At 61.2% G+C, this 17,099-nt stretch carries 13 protein-coding genes and 2 tRNA genes; 2 read left to right on the forward strand and 13 right to left on the reverse strand.

Annotated features, from left to right (window positions below; translation table 11 throughout):
- Positions 1-156: 156 nt before the first annotated feature.
- The 3 genes from AACP59_RS02750 to aroA all read right to left on the reverse strand — a co-directional run bounded on the left by AACP59_RS02750 (position 157) and on the right by aroA (position 3,052).
- Positions 157-534, reverse strand: coding sequence for a response regulator transcription factor (locus AACP59_RS02750; RefSeq protein ID WP_339349753.1), 378 nt, complete (start codon positions 532-534; stop codon positions 157-159).
- 256 nt (positions 535-790) lie between these two features.
- Positions 791-1,600 (reverse strand): histidinol-phosphatase, encoded by an 810-nt coding sequence (gene hisN, locus AACP59_RS02755; protein ID WP_339349754.1) that lies wholly within the window; start codon positions 1,598-1,600, stop codon positions 791-793.
- 81 nt (positions 1,601-1,681) lie between these two features.
- Positions 1,682-3,052 carry a 3-phosphoshikimate 1-carboxyvinyltransferase gene (aroA, locus tag AACP59_RS02760; protein ID WP_370465957.1) on the reverse strand — a complete coding sequence of 457 codons (1,371 nt, stop codon included), beginning with the start codon at positions 3,050-3,052 and terminating at the stop codon, positions 1,682-1,684.
- A 94-nt stretch (positions 3,053-3,146) separates the two neighbouring features.
- Between aroA and AACP59_RS02765 the strand changes: the two genes are divergently transcribed.
- Positions 3,147-3,220, forward strand: a tRNA-Pro gene (locus tag AACP59_RS02765).
- Here the strand turns inward: AACP59_RS02765 and AACP59_RS02770 are convergent.
- The 5 genes from AACP59_RS02770 to AACP59_RS02790 all read right to left on the reverse strand — a co-directional run bounded on the left by AACP59_RS02770 (position 3,202) and on the right by AACP59_RS02790 (position 8,914).
- Positions 3,202-3,954 carry an NUDIX hydrolase gene (locus AACP59_RS02770; protein WP_339351153.1) on the reverse strand — a complete coding sequence of 251 codons (753 nt, stop codon included), beginning with the start codon at positions 3,952-3,954 and terminating at the stop codon, positions 3,202-3,204. The two genes, AACP59_RS02765 and AACP59_RS02770, sit on opposite strands and share 19 nt — an antisense overlap.
- Positions 3,955-4,201: 247 nt before the next feature.
- Positions 4,202-5,230, reverse strand: coding sequence for a Nif3-like dinuclear metal center hexameric protein (locus AACP59_RS02775; protein WP_339349757.1), 1,029 nt, complete (start codon positions 5,228-5,230; stop codon positions 4,202-4,204).
- A 17-nt stretch (positions 5,231-5,247) separates the two neighbouring features.
- The gene (polA, locus tag AACP59_RS02780) at positions 5,248-8,136 is read right to left on the reverse strand and encodes a DNA polymerase I (protein WP_339351152.1); all 2,889 of its coding nucleotides are present in this window, start codon (positions 8,134-8,136) and stop codon (positions 5,248-5,250) included.
- A gap of 10 nt (positions 8,137-8,146) precedes the next feature.
- Complete coding sequence (locus tag AACP59_RS02785; RefSeq protein ID WP_297317070.1) at positions 8,147-8,764, reverse strand: ANTAR domain-containing response regulator; 618 nt, start codon at positions 8,762-8,764, stop codon at positions 8,147-8,149.
- Between the two features lie 76 nt (positions 8,765-8,840).
- A tRNA-Leu gene (locus AACP59_RS02790) sits at positions 8,841-8,914 on the reverse strand.
- A 119-nt stretch (positions 8,915-9,033) separates the two neighbouring features.
- Here AACP59_RS02790 and AACP59_RS02795 point away from each other — a divergent pair.
- Positions 9,034-9,627, forward strand: coding sequence for an NUDIX domain-containing protein (locus AACP59_RS02795; RefSeq protein WP_297317077.1), 594 nt, complete (start codon positions 9,034-9,036; stop codon positions 9,625-9,627).
- A gap of 83 nt (positions 9,628-9,710) precedes the next feature.
- On the opposite strand, the gene pyk is transcribed toward AACP59_RS02795, so the two are convergent.
- The 5 genes from pyk to rpsA all read right to left on the reverse strand — a co-directional run bounded on the left by pyk (position 9,711) and on the right by rpsA (position 17,031).
- Positions 9,711-11,153, reverse strand: coding sequence for a pyruvate kinase (gene pyk, locus AACP59_RS02800; RefSeq protein WP_339349759.1), 1,443 nt, complete (start codon positions 11,151-11,153; stop codon positions 9,711-9,713).
- Positions 11,154-11,276: 123 nt separating this feature from the next.
- A complete protein-coding gene (locus AACP59_RS02805; protein WP_339349761.1) occupies positions 11,277-12,302 on the reverse strand; it encodes a TerC family protein in 1,026 nt (341 codons plus the stop codon).
- A gap of 103 nt (positions 12,303-12,405) precedes the next feature.
- Positions 12,406-14,517 carry an excinuclease ABC subunit UvrB gene (uvrB, locus tag AACP59_RS02810; RefSeq protein ID WP_339349762.1) on the reverse strand — a complete coding sequence of 704 codons (2,112 nt, stop codon included), beginning with the start codon at positions 14,515-14,517 and terminating at the stop codon, positions 12,406-12,408.
- Between the two features lie 43 nt (positions 14,518-14,560).
- The gene (gene coaE / locus AACP59_RS02815; RefSeq protein ID WP_297317066.1) at positions 14,561-15,184 is read right to left on the reverse strand and encodes a dephospho-CoA kinase; all 624 of its coding nucleotides are present in this window, start codon (positions 15,182-15,184) and stop codon (positions 14,561-14,563) included.
- 335 nt (positions 15,185-15,519) lie between these two features.
- The gene (gene rpsA / locus AACP59_RS02820; protein ID WP_297317065.1) at positions 15,520-17,031 is read right to left on the reverse strand and encodes a 30S ribosomal protein S1; all 1,512 of its coding nucleotides are present in this window, start codon (positions 17,029-17,031) and stop codon (positions 15,520-15,522) included.
- Positions 17,032-17,099: the final 68 nt, after the last annotated feature.

The raw sequence follows: 17,099 nt of genomic DNA on the forward strand, positions 1-17,099 counted from the left end.
CGAAAACCGCGACAAAAATCTGGTCGCACGGGAATATGTGTCCGTGGTTATTCGTCGGGAATTAACATATGCCGAATTCCCCAGGAGTGAGGTGCACAGGCTTGTCTTGGAAATACACTGTTTGACCGGACAGGTCAAAACTAGAATTCCCCTCGGTCATCCACAAGGCATGATCACGTTTTTCGCGGCGGAGGCAAGCTTGTATGCGGCACACAGCTCGTTGGTGTCAAATGGCTTTGTGAGGTGAGGTAATCGTCTGCGCCCGTACTTAACCCCGCCTGAATATCCTTGCACCCGAGTTTTGGCGGAGAGAAAGAATATGGGGTTGTCGGTCGCCTGTCGTATACGGCTGACCAGTTCGATACCATCAATGCCAGGCATCATGATGTCGAGTATGATCAGATCGATTCTTCCGGCATCCTTAATAGCAATATGTTGAGGATCATTCTCGCACTGTATCCAGTGTCCGTCCTTTTCCAGACCCGTTTTCAAAACTGAAAGGACGGCTTCATCATCATCTACAGTGAGAATCAAGGCCGTAAGAGCAGGACTTCAATCTTGGAGGTATTTCCCAGAGTATATATTGTTTACCAAGTCTTGGGCAAATGATCTGGAATCTCTTGACCGACAAGAGGGGAGGGCCGGAATCGGCCAGTGTGGCGAATCAAAGACACAACACCGGAGTCATGCCGTAGGTAGGAGTGGGGGCGGCTCAAGGGGCAGAACCGGATAGGAGAGGTTCGACCGGCGGGCTGAGCAGGATGACCGGGTCGAGCCTTGGAAGGCCGGATTATTCCTTTTGGTCGCCCAAGGCTGCCAGGGCCTCCTTATGAAGCAGACCATTGCTGGCCAATCCATTGCCTCCCCATGGGCCGGGACTGCCTGTCAGATCCGTGAAGGTCCCTCCCGCCTCGGTCACGATGGGAACCAGTGCCCCCATGTCGTACAGGTCGAGTTCGGGTTCGGCCGCTAGGTCGATGGCCCCCTGGGCCAGGAGCATGTACTGCCAGAAGTCGCCGAATCCCCGCAGACGCCAGATACGGTCGGTCAGGTCCAGGAGCTGCTGCCGACGGCCTATGGACTTCCATCCGGTCAGTGATGAAATGGACATGGAGGCATCCTCCATGCGGTCGATCTCCGATACGTGGATGGCCCTGGGCGCCTCACCCTGGTGGACCATATATGCCCCCTGGCTCTGGGCGGCGTACCAACTGGTGCCCAGCATGGGGGCGGACACCACACCGACCACCATCTGGCGGTCGACCTCCAGACCGATCAGGGTGGCCCAGACGGGGACGCCGCGCACATAGTTCTTGGTCCCGTCAATCGGATCGATGATCCACCGTCTGCCATTGGATTCCTGACGTCCCAGCTCCTCGGCATAGACGGTGTCGTCAGGCCGGGCCTGGGCCAGTGTGCGCCGGATCACCGCCTCCGCCTCCCGGTCGGCCTGGGTGACCGGGGTGTCATCCGCCTTCCGCTCCACCTGAAGTTCCGGTGATCTGAAATAGTCCGTGGTCACCTGATCCGCCTGGTCTGCCATGGCAATGGCCAGGTCCAGGTCATCCTGCCAGGTCTGCCCATCAGGATCCTTGCTCATCTTACGGTTCCTCTCACTCGAATTCCTGCGATATCGGCATTCTCCACCCCTTGCCATCTTCCGTCTTCGCCAGCAGGGAGGTCAGCTGTCAGGCGATATCTCACTCGACCCATGGAGCATCCGTCCCCACATGCCGGGGAAGTCCGGCATGGTCTTGGCTGTCGTGCCGATGTCGAGCACTTGGATTCCGGGGATCCGTAGTCCGATCATGGCTGCGAAGGTGGCCATCCGGTGATCGGCGTAGGTCTCCATGACAGCCCCATGCATGTCCCGGAGAGGCACGGGGTCGATGGCCAGGCCGTCATCAAGCTCATGGGCCCGACCACCCACCCTGGTGATTTCGGTGACCAGGGCCTTGAGTCGGTTGGTCTCATGGCCGCGCAGGTGGGCGATGCCATGCAGCCGGCTGGGGGCATCGGCGAAGACCAGCATGGCCGCAATGGAGGGGACGATCTCCCCGGCTGGGGAAAGATCGAAGTCTCCCAGCCCATGAATGGATCCCCTGCCGGTCACCCGGCAGGAGGCACCCCCCTGCCCGTCGGAAACCATCTCGACTCCAGCTCCCATGGTCTTCAGGTAACCAGGCAGGAGACCTCCGGGCTGGGTGGTGCGACCAGGCCAGTTGGGCACAGTGACACTGCCGCCTGCTATCAGGGCCGCCCCCAGGAAGGGTGCCGCATTCGACAGGTCCGGCTCCACCTGGACACGCACAGGCAGCCTCGTTCCCCCGTCCTGCCGCCTTTCCACCCTCCACCTGCAGTGGTCGGGATCGGCCTGAACCTGCACACCGGCCCGGCACAGATCCTCCACTGTCATGGCGATGTGTGGCAGGCTGGGCAGGTGGTCGCCCCGGTGGATGATGGTCATGGTGCCCTCCGCCCTGGGGGACAGGAGCAGAAGTCCGGAGATGAACTGTGATGAGGCTGAGGAGTCTATGGTGATCTCCCTGCCGACAAGGCGATCCGGCGGTACCAGATCGAAGGGCAGGAAACCCTCCTCGCCCAGGTAGTCAATCCCGGCTCCCAACTGGGTCAACCCGTCCAGGAGGGGCCCCATGGGACGGTGATACGCCTGCTCGTCCCCATCGAAGCGTGTGGGGCCGTCGGCCAGCATGGCCAGGCCGGGAAGGAACCGCATGACGGTTCCGGCGAGTCCGCAGTCCACCTGGGCACCACCGTGGAAGCGCCCATCTGCCGGTGGTTCAACCTCCAGATCCGTAGGATCCTCCGGATTGACCCGACACCCCACACCCAGAGCCTCCAGGGCCTGGATCATCAGGTCCGTATCTCTCGATCTGAGCAGGCCTGTCAGCCTGACGGGACGGCTTCCCAGAGCCGCCAGGATCAGATACCGGTTGGAGAGGGACTTGCTCCCCGGTATCGTCACCTCTGCCTTCAAGGGACCCTCGGCCTGCGGCGCCGCCCATGTCTCTGCCACTGTCATGGTCCCCATGGTAGCCGCAAGCTGGGAGCTTGTCTGAGGAACGATGGTGGAGCCATCGTGCTATATTGATGAATTGTGCCTGGCGGGCTCAGCCCCTGGGCTTCGGGCTATAGCGCAGCTTGGTAGCGCGCCTGCTTTGGGTGCAGGATGTCGCCGGTTCAAATCCGGCTAGCCCGACTTTTCCCCTCCTGAAGGCGTCTGATGGCCTCATGCTGGATGGCCACGACGGCTTTGGAGTCCTGTATGCCGGCATCCACCAGTTCCTCCCAGGTCACCCAGGTTGACTGGATGTGCTCCCCCGGGTCGAAATGCCGGTTCTCCTTGTGCCACCTGCTCAGGTGGATGACCATGATGTGTCCGAACTCGTCACTCATTCCCAGGGAGGAGTATACGCCCGGTCCCGGGTCGATGAATCCGGCATCCTTGGCCAGTCCCTCGGGAGGACCAGCCGGTGAGGTGGTTGATTCCTTATCGCCCGGCACCAGACCGGTCTCCTCGTGCAGCTCTCGCAGGGCGGCCTGGACCGGGGTCTCACCCCGGTCCATGAACCCGGCAGGCAGACCATGCACATACCGTCCCGCCCCCACGCGGTACTCACGGGTCAGGAGGTAGGTGTCGGAGGCCAGGTCATGGACCAGCATGACCACACAGGGATCGTGGTGGATCAGCTGACGTCGGATACGTTCCACGGAACCATCTACCTGGGGCAACTCAATCAGCTTGTCCAGGATGGTGAAGATGGGCCCGGAAAACACCTCGTGGCTGCGAATCTCACGGGGCTCCAAGGACATGTCGGTCCCCTCCCCTCCCTGATCCGCCAGCCTCTGGTCGATGGCCCGACCGCCCGGGCCACCGGCCTCGTCCCCGCTGGAACAGCTCCGCGGGTGCACACTCTGAGGAACATCAGTCATCGGCTCCATCCACCTTTCCGCCTTCCGTTTCCTTGAAGCCGACCATCATAGCCGGCCAACGCCGTCTTCGTTCAGGTTACGCCTGCATCCGCCGCCCAACCCTGAAGGAGGAGTCTGATCCTGTTTGAAACAGGCGTCTCCTGCTTGAGCAGGAACTGGAAACACGACAATCACCTGACAGAATCCGCCAAATCAGATGGGTCGGCCTGTATCACCTAATGACCTGATCCATGGGACAAGAAACATCCTATTCGCGACATGAATCAGCGCAACAGTGCCGAATCGCCTGATCCGCCGGATGGGAATCACTCGGTTTCAGACAAGAATCAGAGCCTCGACGAAGAACCATGGTCCACGGATCGGTCTGGATGGGCGACTCCGATATTTCCGGGGTAAAACCGGTCTCATCATGGATGGCATCTGGAATGTCATCCAGGGCGTAACGGAACCATAGGCCCTCAATGGCCGAATGAGGGGTGTTGATCAGCATGGGCCGCGGTGTGGCCTCCTGGTTACCCTCCCCCATCGCGTCCGCAAGGCGAGCCGTATAGAGGGCTTCCTGGTAGGCGTCGGTGGCCGGATGGTGGCGAAGGTCACTGGTGATGTAGACATCGGCCCCGCTTCTGCGCACCACATCGAATTCCGAATCCCCGGAACCGGGAAGAAGGGCCACCGTGGACACCGAGGCGGATCCAGGACCGGCCACCTGGATACCAAGGCGTGTGGGGGGCAGGATGTCGGCCACCCGTCCTGCCAGATCAGCCAGGGTCATGGGTTCGGGAAGCCTTCCCAGACGCCCCAGTCCAACCTGGATGCCCTGGTCAACATGAAGGTCGTGATCCGAGGGCTGGACAGGCACCAGGGGCCTGGTCTCCTTGAGCCCGAGGAGGTCCGCTGCTGCATGGGCCACCCCACGATAGGCCTCATCGGCGTTGGTGTGCCCGACCCAGAGCCCGCAACGGTGGGCAATCAGCCTGTTGACCATGGCCCCGCGGAAACCCAGACCGGAAACTTCGTGAACCGACCTGAAGAAGAGCGGGTGGTGGGTGATCAGGAGGTCGGCCCCCTGGGCGATGGCCTGATCGACCACATCAGGCCGGGGGTCAACAGCGCAAACGATCGTATGGACCGGCCAGGTGGGATCGCCAACGACTAGTCCGGGGTGATCCCAGTCCTCGGCGTACTCCAGCGGATAGAGCCCCTCCAGAACCTTGACCACCTGGGCCAGAACGGGTACCACAGACCTATCCCCATCCTCATCAACCGACACGGACATGGACCCTCCTCATGGCATCAGTGGGCAGCCAGTTGCCAGTCCTGGCCGATGCCCGTGGACACATCCAGAGGGACGGCAAGATTGACCGCATGTTCCATGGAGTCCTTGACCAACTTGGTGGCCTTCTCAGCCTCACCCGGCGCAATCTCCACCAGGAGTTCGTCGTGGATCTGCAGGGAGATACGGCTCTTCAGACCCTCCCTGTCCACGGCCCGGTTGGCCTTGATCATGGCTATCTTCATGATGTCGGCGGCGGACCCCTGAATGGGGGCGTTCAGTGCACCGCGCTCGGCCGCCTCACGGGTCAGACGCCGGTTGGAGCGCAACCCCGGGAAGTAGCGACGTCGACCGAACATGGTCTCGGTGTAGCCCTTGTCACGGGCATCAGCCACCAGGGACTCCAGGTATTCGTGGACCTTCCCGAAGGTGGCGAAATACTTGGATCGGAGGACATCGGCCGCCGCAGGGCTGATCTTCAGCTGCTGGGCCAGTCCATAGGTGCTGAGTCCATATGCCAGCCCGTAGCTCATGGCCTTCACATGGGAACGCTGGTCACTGCTGACCTCGTCCATGGGGATGTCATACACCAGGCTGGCCACGTACCGATGGAAGTCAGTGCCTGACTTGAAAGCCTCGATCAGGGCCTGGTCGCCCGAAAGGTCGGCCATGATGCGCAGCTCCACCTGGGAGTAATCCGAACTGAGCAGGGCTTCGTATCCCTCACCGGGGACGAAGGCGGACCTGATCTCGCGCCCGCGGTCATCCCTGTTCGGAATGTTCTGCAGGTTGGGATCCACCGAACTCAGCCTGCCGGTGGCGGCCACGGTTTGCTCGTATGTGGTATGGAGACGCCCATCCTGAGGGTTGATGGCCTCACGGAGGGTCTGGACGATCTGCTTGAGCTTGTTGGTCTCCCGATGCTTGAGGAGGGCACCCAGAAAATCGTTGGCCCGCTCATTGTTGACGGACTTGACGTAGAGGTCCTGGAGAACAGCCACATTGGTCGAATAGGAACCGGTCTTGGTCCGGTGGGATGGAGCCAGGCCCATATCGTCGAAGAGAACCTTCTGAAGTTGTTTGGGGCTCTGGAGGTTGACCTTGGTGCCGGCACGCTGCCAGGCGATGTCCTGGGCCTGACGCGCCTCAGCCGCGAACTGGTCATGCATGGCCTTGAGGCGGGCGTCATCCACCTTGGCTCCCTCGGTCTCCATTTCGGCCAGGACGCCGGAGGTGGGCAGCTCGATGGTTCGGAGCAGACCATACTGGTGCCGCTCGTCGATCAGGGACTGGAGACGGCCGGCCAGCATCATGACATACTGGGCCTGGCGGAGGATCCTGGACCCACGGTGTTCCTCATCCTCGCTGGAGGTCCCGTCCAGGGAAAGGCTGCCCTGGGTGGCCTTGGGCTCTTTCTCGACCGGAATGGCCAGGAAGTGGGCCACGGCCTCCTCCACATCGTTGGCATGGAAGTCGGGCTGGGCCAGGTAACCGGCCAGTTTGGTATCGAAAAGAGGCAGTGGCATGTGCAGCCCCCGGCTTTCCAGGAAGTGCAGATGCTCCTTGTACCCATGAACGACGCACGAACCGATGCGATGGTCGATCAGATCCTGGAGGGCCTTGACCATATTCCCATTCAGATCATCCACCCCGAACATGATGCCATGGCCGTCCATGGAGAGGATGGAGAGCTCCTGGAGGTTATAGTCGCCATGCCTGGAGGTTCCGTTCGCATAGAGGACCCAATGGTCCTTCATGGCTTCGGCGCATACCATGTCGCGGTCGGCGGACTGCCTGGTATCCACATCCTGACTCAGGGTGTCGGCGGCATCATTGACCTGGCGGGCCGAACGAATCGACCCCTCCTTGTCGGGCAGATGCTTGTCGACCCACTCCTCCAGGGCCTTGGTATCACCCACCTGGTCCTGAACCGGATCAGTGAAGGTGATCTCATCCCCCCCTCCTGCCACTGCCGAGGCGGATGAGTAATCATAGTCCTCGACCGTATTGAACCCGCGGAGGATCTTCTTGCGGGTATTGGGGCTGAACTGCAGCCTGTCGAAGACCGGCACCACCTTGTCGGTGTGTATGGTACCGAAGGCCAGATCCTTGACCGTCACTCCCAAATCGAGGTCACGCACCAGGGAGTTGACCTTTCGGTTCAGCCTGACCTGGTCCCCGTACTCGGCCAGGGCCTGGCCCTTCTTGCCGCCGATTTCTTCGGCGTGGTCAAGGATGTTCTCCAGACTGCCATATGTATTGATCCACTTGGCCGCGAAACCATCACCGACACCGGGGACTCCCGGAATGTTGTCGGCCCCCTCGCCTCGCATGGCGGCCAGGTCCGGATACTGCTCCGGGGTGACCTTGTACTTGTCGACGATGGCCTGCGGGGTCATGTGCTTCAGGTTCTTGAAGTGGTGGCCAGGGTAAAGAACGGTGATCCTGTCGTCCACCAACTGGAAGGCATCCCTGTCGCCCGAGAGGACCAGGGTGTCGAAGTTGGCGGCCTCACCCATGGTGGCCAGGGTGCCGATGATGTCATCGCCCTCGTACCCGGGCTTGATGATATAGGTGATGCCAAGCCCGTCCAGGAGTTTCTCGATCAGGGGCAGCTGGGAGAGCAACTCGTCGGGGGCTGCTTCACGGGTGCCCTTGTAGTCGGGCATGAGCTTGTTGCGGAAAGTGCCGCCCTTGACATCGAAGGCCACACCCATGTGGGTGGGCTTCTCCTTGGCGATCACGTCGGCCAGCATGGTGGCGAAGCCCCAGACGGCGTTGGTCGGTTGGCCTGTCGATGTGGTAAAGCTCTCCACCGGGAGGGCGTAGAAAGCCCTGAAGGCCAAGGAATGGCCATCTACGACCAGAAGTTTACCGCTTGGTCCGTCTTGGTTCTTGGCCTCGCCCATCATGCACCGCTTAGTTGTCTGAACCTTGGACCTGAGAAATCACCGCGTCGGCGACCTCCTGCATGGTCAGACGGCGATCCATAGAGGTCTTCTGGATCCAGCGGAAGGCCTCGGACTCGGTCAGACCCATGTTCTCCATGAGGAGGCCCTTGGCTCTGTCGACCCGCTTACGGGCCTCGAACCGGGCCTTCATGTCGGTGACTTCCTCCTTGAGCGCATTGATCTGATCAAATCGCGAGATGGCCACCTCAAGGGCAGGCAGGAGCTTTTCCGGCGCAAAGGGCTTGACCACATAAGCCATGGCACCGGCATCGGCGGCCTTTTCGACCAGACTCTGCTGGGAGAAGGCCGTCAGCATGACCACCGGGGCGAGATTCTCCTTGCCGATTTCGGTGGCGGCGGTGATTCCATCGGTGCCGGGCATCTTGACATCCATGACGACCACGTCGGGGCGCAGCTCACGGGTGAGGTCGATGGCCTCCTGGCCACTGGCGGCCTGACCGACCACGTCGTATCCGGCATCCTCAAGGGCTTCAACGGTATCGAGCCTGATCAAAGCCTCATCCTCTGCCACGACGACGGTGCGCCCCTTGTGGGAATCATCGCGGTCCTCAATATCTGAAGCCACTTTTCAACCTCGTTTCATCATGTTCCGTGCTCCCATCAGCCGAACGGATGACGTGAGCACGGGGTTCGTTTTATCGTGCCCCCGGTGAGACTCGAACTCACACTGCACGGATTTTGAGGCCGTTTCCTCTACCACTTGGGATACGGGGGCTTTCCATTCCTCAGTGAATTTATCATACTTTAAAGACGAAGCAAGTGTTTCCGTGTTGATTCAGCCTTACAATACAAACATAGTGGTTTTTTCTCTTTCATCTATCAAAGGAGAGCATGATGACCAGCCAGATCTATAGGCGGTTCGATCCGTGGCGTCCATCCCCTGTCGAAGAAAAATCGCGCAAGCAGATCATGGACTCCCATTATTTCAGCGTCGACAGGGTTACCTATGCCTCCAGCGACAATGAGCAGTTCGACCGAAGCATCGTCAGTGAGAAGAACGGCGACACCATAGCGGTCCTGGCCATCACCGACGACGGGCGGATCCCCCTGGTGGAACAGTATCGCCTCCCCACCCACAGGTGGACCCTGGAGCTGCCCGCCGGGCACCCCCTGAACGACAAGGAGGCCCCGATCGATGTGGCCACCAGACGCCTGCGCGAGGAGGCCGGATATGTGGCGGCATCCTATAACCAGTTCGCCCGTTTCATCAACACACCCAGCTTCTCCACCCAGCACACCACACTCTTCTATGCGGAGGGGCTGACCCCGGTCACCCCGGCCAGTCTGGCACCGGAGACTCCCCACCAGGATGTGCGGCTCTTCACCGTCGACGAGGCCTATGACATGGTGATCGCCGGCACCATCCTGGACGCGAAGACCACCATCGCCGTGCTCAGAGCAAAGATAGGCCTCTCGGACCTGCACTGACGACCGGCCTGGCGGGGTCGATCAATAAAGTGCCCGGCTTCCCCGCTTGGGGAAACCGGGCACTCGCCTTATTCAGGACCGTTTCACTCGGTCACGCCCACCTTGTGGACGTAGATCGAATCGGTGTTGCCGGGCTCGTACTCACCCTGGGCGCAGCTCAGGACGACCAGCTGGTCTCCATCCTCGACCTTGCCGGCAGCCTTCAGGGCCTTGTCCACATACTTCATCAGGTTGATCCTGGTGAAGTCGTGGTAGTCGTCCTCGCAGAGGAAGGCTTCAGTGCCCCAGCTCAGCGCCAGCCAATGGAAGGTGTGCTCGTTGGTGGTCAGGCCGTAGATCGGGGCCGCGGGACGCTCACGGGAGATCCTGTGTACCGTGTTGCCGGTCTGGGTGAAGGCGACGATGGCCTTGGCGTTGAGCTTGTCGGCCAGGTCGACGGCAGCAGAGGAGACTGCGCCCGAGTCGGACATGTCAAAGTTCTGCAGGCTGGGAATCCTGTCGAAACCATGGGTGGTGGCGTAACCGGAGATCCGGGCCATGGTGGAGACCGTGGTGTCGGGATAGTCGCCGACGGCGGTCTCGTTGGAGGTCATGGTCGCGTCGGCACCATCCAGCACGGCGTTGGCGCAGTCGGAGGCCTCTGCACGGCTGGGGACCGGCGAATGGACCATGGAGCCCAGGACCTCGGTGGCGACGATGACCGGCTTGGCGTACTGACGGGCCAGCTCGATGCAGCGCTTGGTGACCAGTGGCACCTCTTCGAAAGGCATCTCGACGGCCATATCGCCACGGGCGACCATGATGCCATCGAAGGCCTTGACGATGTCCTCCAGGTTATCGACGGCCTGGGGCTTCTCGATCTTGGCCACGATCGGGATGCGGCGACCTTCTTCGTCCATGATCTCATGGGCGCGATCGATATCGGTGGCGAACCGGACGAAGGACATGGCGATGATGTCGGCTCCGGTGCGGATGCCCCAGCGCAGGTCATCCTCGTCCTTCTCGGTCAGTGCCGGCAGGCTGACGGCAACGCCGGGCAGGTTGATGCCCTTGTGGGAGGAGACAGGGCCGGCCACGACGACCTTGGTGTAGACCTTGTTACCCTCGATCTTGGTGACCTCGAGGCGGACCTTGCCGTCATCGATCAGGATGGGATCCCCGGGGTGGCAGTCGCCGGGCAGGCCCTTGAAGGTGGTGGAGGTCATGTGCTCGTCACCCTCGATGTCATCGGTGGTGATGATGAACTCCTGACCACTCTTGAGCTGGACCTTGTCCTCGCCCTGCTCATTCTTCCTGAACCAGCCACAGCGAATCTTCGGGCCCTGGAGATCAACCAGGACTGCCACGTTGCGACCTGTTTCCCTGCTGGCCTGACGCACATTGTTGTAGACCTTGAGATGGTCCTCGGGTGTGCCGTGCGAACGGTTCAGCCTGGCCACATCCATACCCGCCTCAACGAGCTTGGTGATGTTCTCCAGCGACTCCGAAGCCGGTCCGATAGTGTCCACAATCTTGGCTTTGTGCATGTAATGCCTGCCTGTTCATAGGTCTTGTAGTGGAGGCCGCAAGGGACCCCCGTGATTTCCTTACACGCCTATTCTACCGTGTCCTCAGGATAAGGACCAGTCTTTCCCGTTAGCGTTAACAGTCTACTTTCCGCCTAGGTTTGCCGTAGATGCTGGAGCCTCCTCAATCGAGGGTTCCCTCTGACCTCGCGACTTGATCAGACTGGCCAAGGCCGCGATGCCGATGGCCAGGACGATGACCAGGAGGGACAGCCAGGTGGGAATCTCGGGAACCGCCTCCAAGGGGTGGCCTCCGTTGATGAAGGGCAGAGTATTGCCGTGGAGGGCCTCCATGATCAGCTTGACCCCGATGAAGGCCAGGACCACGGCGAGGCCATAGGGCAGGTAGATCAGCTTGTCCAGGAGGGATCCCAGAAGGAAGTAGAGCTGTTGGAGCCCCAGGAGTGCGAAGACGTTGGAGGTGAAGACGATGAAGGGGTCCTTGGTCAGGCCGAAGATGGCGGGAATGGAGTCGAAGGCGAACATGACATCCGTGGTCCCGATGGCCAGGAAGACCACCAGGAGGGGGGTGAAGAAACGGGTCCCATTCCGGGTGATGCGCAGGTGCTCCCCGTCGTACTCATTGGTGATGGGGATGACCTTCCTCAGTGCCTTGATCAGGCCGTTCTCGTGGTACTCCTCGTCCTCCTCGCCCTTGCCGGAGACCATGGACCAGGCCGTGTAGAGCAGGAAGACACCGAAGATGAAGAAGACCCAGGTGAAGCGGGTGATCAGGGCCGTGCCGGCCAGGATGAAGATGCCGCGCAGGACGAGGGCGATGGTGATACCGATGCTCAGGACGTACTTCTGCAGGTCCCGGGGAACGGCGAAGTTGCCCATGATGATGACGAAGACGAAGAGGTTATCGATGCTGAGGGAGTACTCGGTGAGCCAGCCGGAGTAGAACTCGATGGCCGGTCCGGACCCTGACACCCACCAGACCAGACCGCCGAAAATCAGGGCCATGACCACGAAGAAGGCGATGTGACGGAGGCATTCGCCAGTGGAGGGAACGTGTGGACGCCGTCCGATGACCAGAAGGTCCACCACGAAAAAGACGGCCAGAACGGCCAGGGTCACCACCATGAAGGGCACAGGAGTCTCGGTCATAGTGGTCGAGTCTAGTGGGCAAAGCAGACAGTGTGGGGGTGGGGCCAGCCATCCTGGCCAGGTCCCACCCCCCCCCCATCAGGTTCCGTAAGTCTGAATCGGGTTACTTGCTGGCCTCGGTCATTTGCCGCAGTTCCTTCTTCAGGTCCTTGATCTCGTCGCGGAGCCGGGCGGCCAACTCGAATTGGAGTTGCTGGGCCGCCGTATGCATCTGGTCGCTGAGCTGGCGAATCAGGTCGGCCAGGTCCTGGGCAGGCAGGCCGGCCGAGAGGATCTCCTGGTGGCGCTTGTCGGCCTCCTCCTTGTCGTAGATGGGTACGTCCAGGTGGGAGTTGCCGGCCTTGTTGGCATTCCGGTATCCGCCCTCCAGGAGGGTCTGGGTGTCCACATCCTCCTTGGCCAGCATGTCGTTGACATCGCTGATCTTCTTGATCAGGGGCTTGGGATCGACGCCGTGTTCCTGGTTGTAGGCGATCTGTTTGGCCCGGCGCCGGTTGGTCTCGCTGATGGCCTTATCCATGGAGTCGGTGGTCTCGTCGGCGTACATGATGACCTTGCCGGAGACGTTCCTGGCGGCACGGCCGATGGTCTGGATCAGGGACCGGTAGGAGCGCAGGAAGCCCTCCTTGTCGGCATCCAGGATGGCCACCAGGGAGACCTCGGGCAGATCCAGACCCTCGCGCAGGAGGTTGATGCCGACGATTACGTCGATCTTCCCCTCACGGAGCTCGCGCAGGAGTTCGACGCGACGCAGGGTGTCCACATCGGAGTGGAGGTACTCCACCTTGATGTCACGCTCCAGTAAGTAGTCGGTCAGGTCCTCGGCCATCTTCTTGGTCAGGGTGGTGACCAGAACACGCTCGTTCTTGGCCACGCGGGTCTTGATTTCATCCAGCAGGTCGTCCACCTGACCCTTGACCGGTCGGATCTCGATTTCCGGGTCAAGGAGTCCGGTCGGACGGATGACCTGCTCCACCACCCCGTCCGAGAGCCCGACCTCGTAATCTCCCGGCGTGGCCGAAAGATAGACGGTCTGACCCACCCGATCCAGGAATTCGGGCCACTTGAGCGGCCGGTTATCCATGGCCGAGGGCAGTCGGAAACCATGCTCGACCAGGGTGCGCTTCCTGCTGGCATCCCCCTCGTACATGGCACCGATCTGGGGAACGGTGACATGGGACTCATCAATGACCAGGAGGAAGTCGTCCGGGAAGAAGTCCAGGAGGGTGTGGGGGGCGGTGCCGGGCTCTCGCCCATCGAAGTGACGGGAGTAGTTCTCCACTCCGGAGCAGGTGCCGATCTGGGTCAGCATCTCCAGGTCATAGGTGGTGCGCATGGTCAGACGCTGGGCCTCGAGTTCCTTGCCCTGCTTGCGGAGCTCCCCCACCCTCCAATCCAGTTCCTCCTTGATGGTCTTCAGGGCCCGCTCCATCCGCTCCGGGCCCGCCACATAGTGGGAGGCCGGGAAGATGTGGACCGAGCTCTCATGGGCGATTTCATCACCGGTCAGGGGGTGGAGGGTTGAGATCCGATCTATCTCGTCCCCGAAGAACTCGATGCGGACGGCCAGCTCCTCGTAGACAGGAATGATCTCGACCGTGTCGCCCCGGACCCGGAAGGTGCCGCGGGTGAAGGCGATGTCGTTGCGCTTGTACTGCATGTCGACGAACTTGCGCAGGAGGTCGTCGCGGTTGATCTGGTCACCCTCATGGAGGAAGAGCATCCTGCCGGCGTACTCCTCGGGCGTACCCAGGCCGTAGATGCAGGAGACCGTGGCCACGACCACGCAGTCCCGCCTGGTCAGGAGGTTGGCCGTGGCGGCGTGGCGCAGACGCTCCACATCGTCGTTGATGTTGGAATCCTTCTCTATGTAGGTATCGGTCTGGGGTATGTAGGCCTCCGGCTGGTAGTAGTCATAGTAGGAAACGAAGTAGGAGACCGCGTTGTCGGGCATGAGCTCGCGGAACTCCGCACAGAGCTGGGCGGCCAGGGTCTTGTTGGGCTCGAGGATCAGGGTGGGACGCTGAAGGCGCTCGATCAGCCAGGCCGTGGTGGCGGTCTTGCCGGTTCCGGTGGCACCCATCAGTACGACATCGTTCTCACCGTTCTCGATCCTGGTGGCCAGCTCCTCGATGGCCTCGGGCTGGTCGCCCGATGGCTTGTAGGGGGACTTCACCACGAAAGGTTTGTTGGTGCGCTCGATGTTGAAACCCATGAATCTCCCTTCGGGATTCCTGCCTGACCCTCCGGGCGGAAGGTCAGCGGAGGCGGTCCGCCTCGGACCGTAGCCGTTCATATATCCTATCAACAGACTCGAACATGTGTTCGATTGATTCGGACCCATCCACAACCAGGTCCGCCAGGCGACGTCGAACGGTCTGGGATGTCTGGGAATCCATCCGGTCAACAGCCTGGCTGCAGGTCATATGCCGCTGATTCACCATACGCGCAATCCGCAGGTCGTCCGGGGCCTCCACGGCGATGACATGGTCGAAGGTGAAGGGGATGGTGTCATGGGCCTCGGCCAGGAGGGGGACATCGTGAACCACCACCAGGGGATGATTCCGCCATGGCCCCTCAGCCTGATCGGCCAGGTCATAGACCAGGGGATGCACGATGGCTTCCAGGTCCCGCCTGGCCTGATCGGCCCCGCCCCCTCCAAAGACCAGTGAGGCCAGGGCCGCACGGTTCACCCCGCCATGTGCATCGGCACACTCCCGGCCGAACCGCCTCAGAACGGGGGCAACCCCCGGGCCTCCCGGATCCAGGACCTGATGGGCCAGACGGTCATAGTCGATCACCTTGGCCCCGTCCTTGGCCAGGCGAGCCGAGACGGTACTCTTACCTGCGGCGATACCGCCGGTCAGACCCACCCGTATCATCAGATCCCCTCCTCGCAAGGTCGCGCCGGTCCAAGGATACCCACGGGCAATCCATCCGCGCAGACACAAAACCGCATGGACCGATTCCACTCCCCTCCACCCGCGAAGATCGGTCCAAACCCGCCCGGACCGGCCAGCCCCAGCCCCGCGTAGCCAGGTAGCGGACCGCCAACCTGGCCGCGAGCCACCGAGACGGCCACACCTGCACCTGCCGGACAAGGAGGCACCTTTCGCCCACGATATGCCTGCACGGATGCAGAAAGGTCCGGTCATAGACCGGACCTTTCAACCGCTGTCGCTCAGTCAGGCCTGGCGGCCCCGGGAACGGACTGGCTTCACTGCTTCTCCTTGAGGAGCTGCTCGCGCAGGGCGGCCAGCTGGTCATCGGAGGCCAGGGTACCTTCGGAGTTGGCCTCCGAGCTGTAGTTGGTGGCCTCTTCGGCACCCTGGTGCTGACCACCATGACCGTTGGAGGCGGCGGGAGCGGATGCGGACTTGCTGTCCTCGGCCGCCGAAGCCTCGGCGTTCTCCAGCTCCTTGGCCACGAAGGCCTTGTGCTGCTCCCAGAGGTCGTGAGCGGCCGCGTACTGGGCCTCCCACTCCTCGCGCTGCTTCTCGTAACCGGCGATCCACTCGTTGGTCTCGGAATCGAAACCTTCGGGGTACTTGTAGTTGCCCTCTTCGTCGTACTCGGCGGGCATGCCGTAGATTGCAGGATCGAAGTCCTCGGAGGAGGGATCGACCGAATCATCGGCCTGCTTGAGGGAGAGGGAGATACGGCGGCGATCCAGGTCGACGTCGATGACCTTGACGAAGATCTCCTCGCCCTGCTTGACGACGGTCTCGGGGTTCTCCACGTGGCGGTTGGCCAGCTCGGAGATGTGGACCAGGCCCTCGATGCCGTCCTCGACGGAGACGAAGACACCGAACTGGACGATCTTGGTGACCTTGCCCTTGACGATCTGTCCGGGCACGTGGGTCCGGGCGAAACGCTGCCAGGGATCTTCCTGGGTGGCCTTGAGGGATAGGGAGATGCGCTCGCGGTCCATGTCGACGTCCAGGACCTCGACGGTGACCTTGTCGCCCACCTTGACGACCTCGCTGGGGTGGTCGATGTGCTTCCAGGAGAGCTCGGAGACGTGGATCAGGCCATCCACACCACCCAGGTCGACGAAGGCGCCGAAGTTGACAATGGAGCTGACCGTACCCTCGCGGATCTGGCCCTTCTTGAGCTGGGCCATGAAGGTCTCGCGAACCTCGGACTGGGTCTCCTCCAGGTACTGGCGGCGGGAGAGGACCACATTGTTGCGGTTCTTGTCCAGCTCCAAAATCTTGGCCTTGATCTTCTGACCGATATAGGGGGAGAGATCGCGCACACGACGCATCTCGACCAGGGAGGCGGGCAGGAAGCCACGCAGACCGATGTCGACGATGAGGCCGCCCTTGACGGCTTCGATGACAGTGCCCTCGACAACTCCGTCAGCGTCCTTGATCTTCTCGATATCGCCCCAGGCGCGCTCGTACTGTGCACGCTTCTTGGAGAGGATCAGACGACCCTCCTTGTCCTCCTTGGTGACGACCAGAGCCTCGATCGTGTCACCGACCTGGACCACATCGTCGGGATCGACGTCCTTCTTGATGGAAAGCTCACGGGAGGGGATGACACCCTCGGTCTTGTAGCCGATGTCCAGCAGAACCTCGTCGTGATCGATCTTGACGACCGTGCCCTCGACCAGATCCCCATCCTCGAAGTTCTTGATAGTGGAATCGACTGCCTTGATGAAGTCTTCCTCGGTGCCGATATCGTTGATAGCGACCTGGGGAACTTCCTTCTTATTCTCTGCCATTAATTGAGTTGTTTCTTGTATAGTGGGTTGATAATTTTCCGTATTAAGTTATGAAGTTCCTGCACTCA

The organism is Bifidobacterium indicum, assembly GCF_036987015.1.
Classification (GTDB): Bacteria; Actinomycetota; Actinomycetes; order Actinomycetales; family Bifidobacteriaceae; genus Bombiscardovia; species Bombiscardovia indica.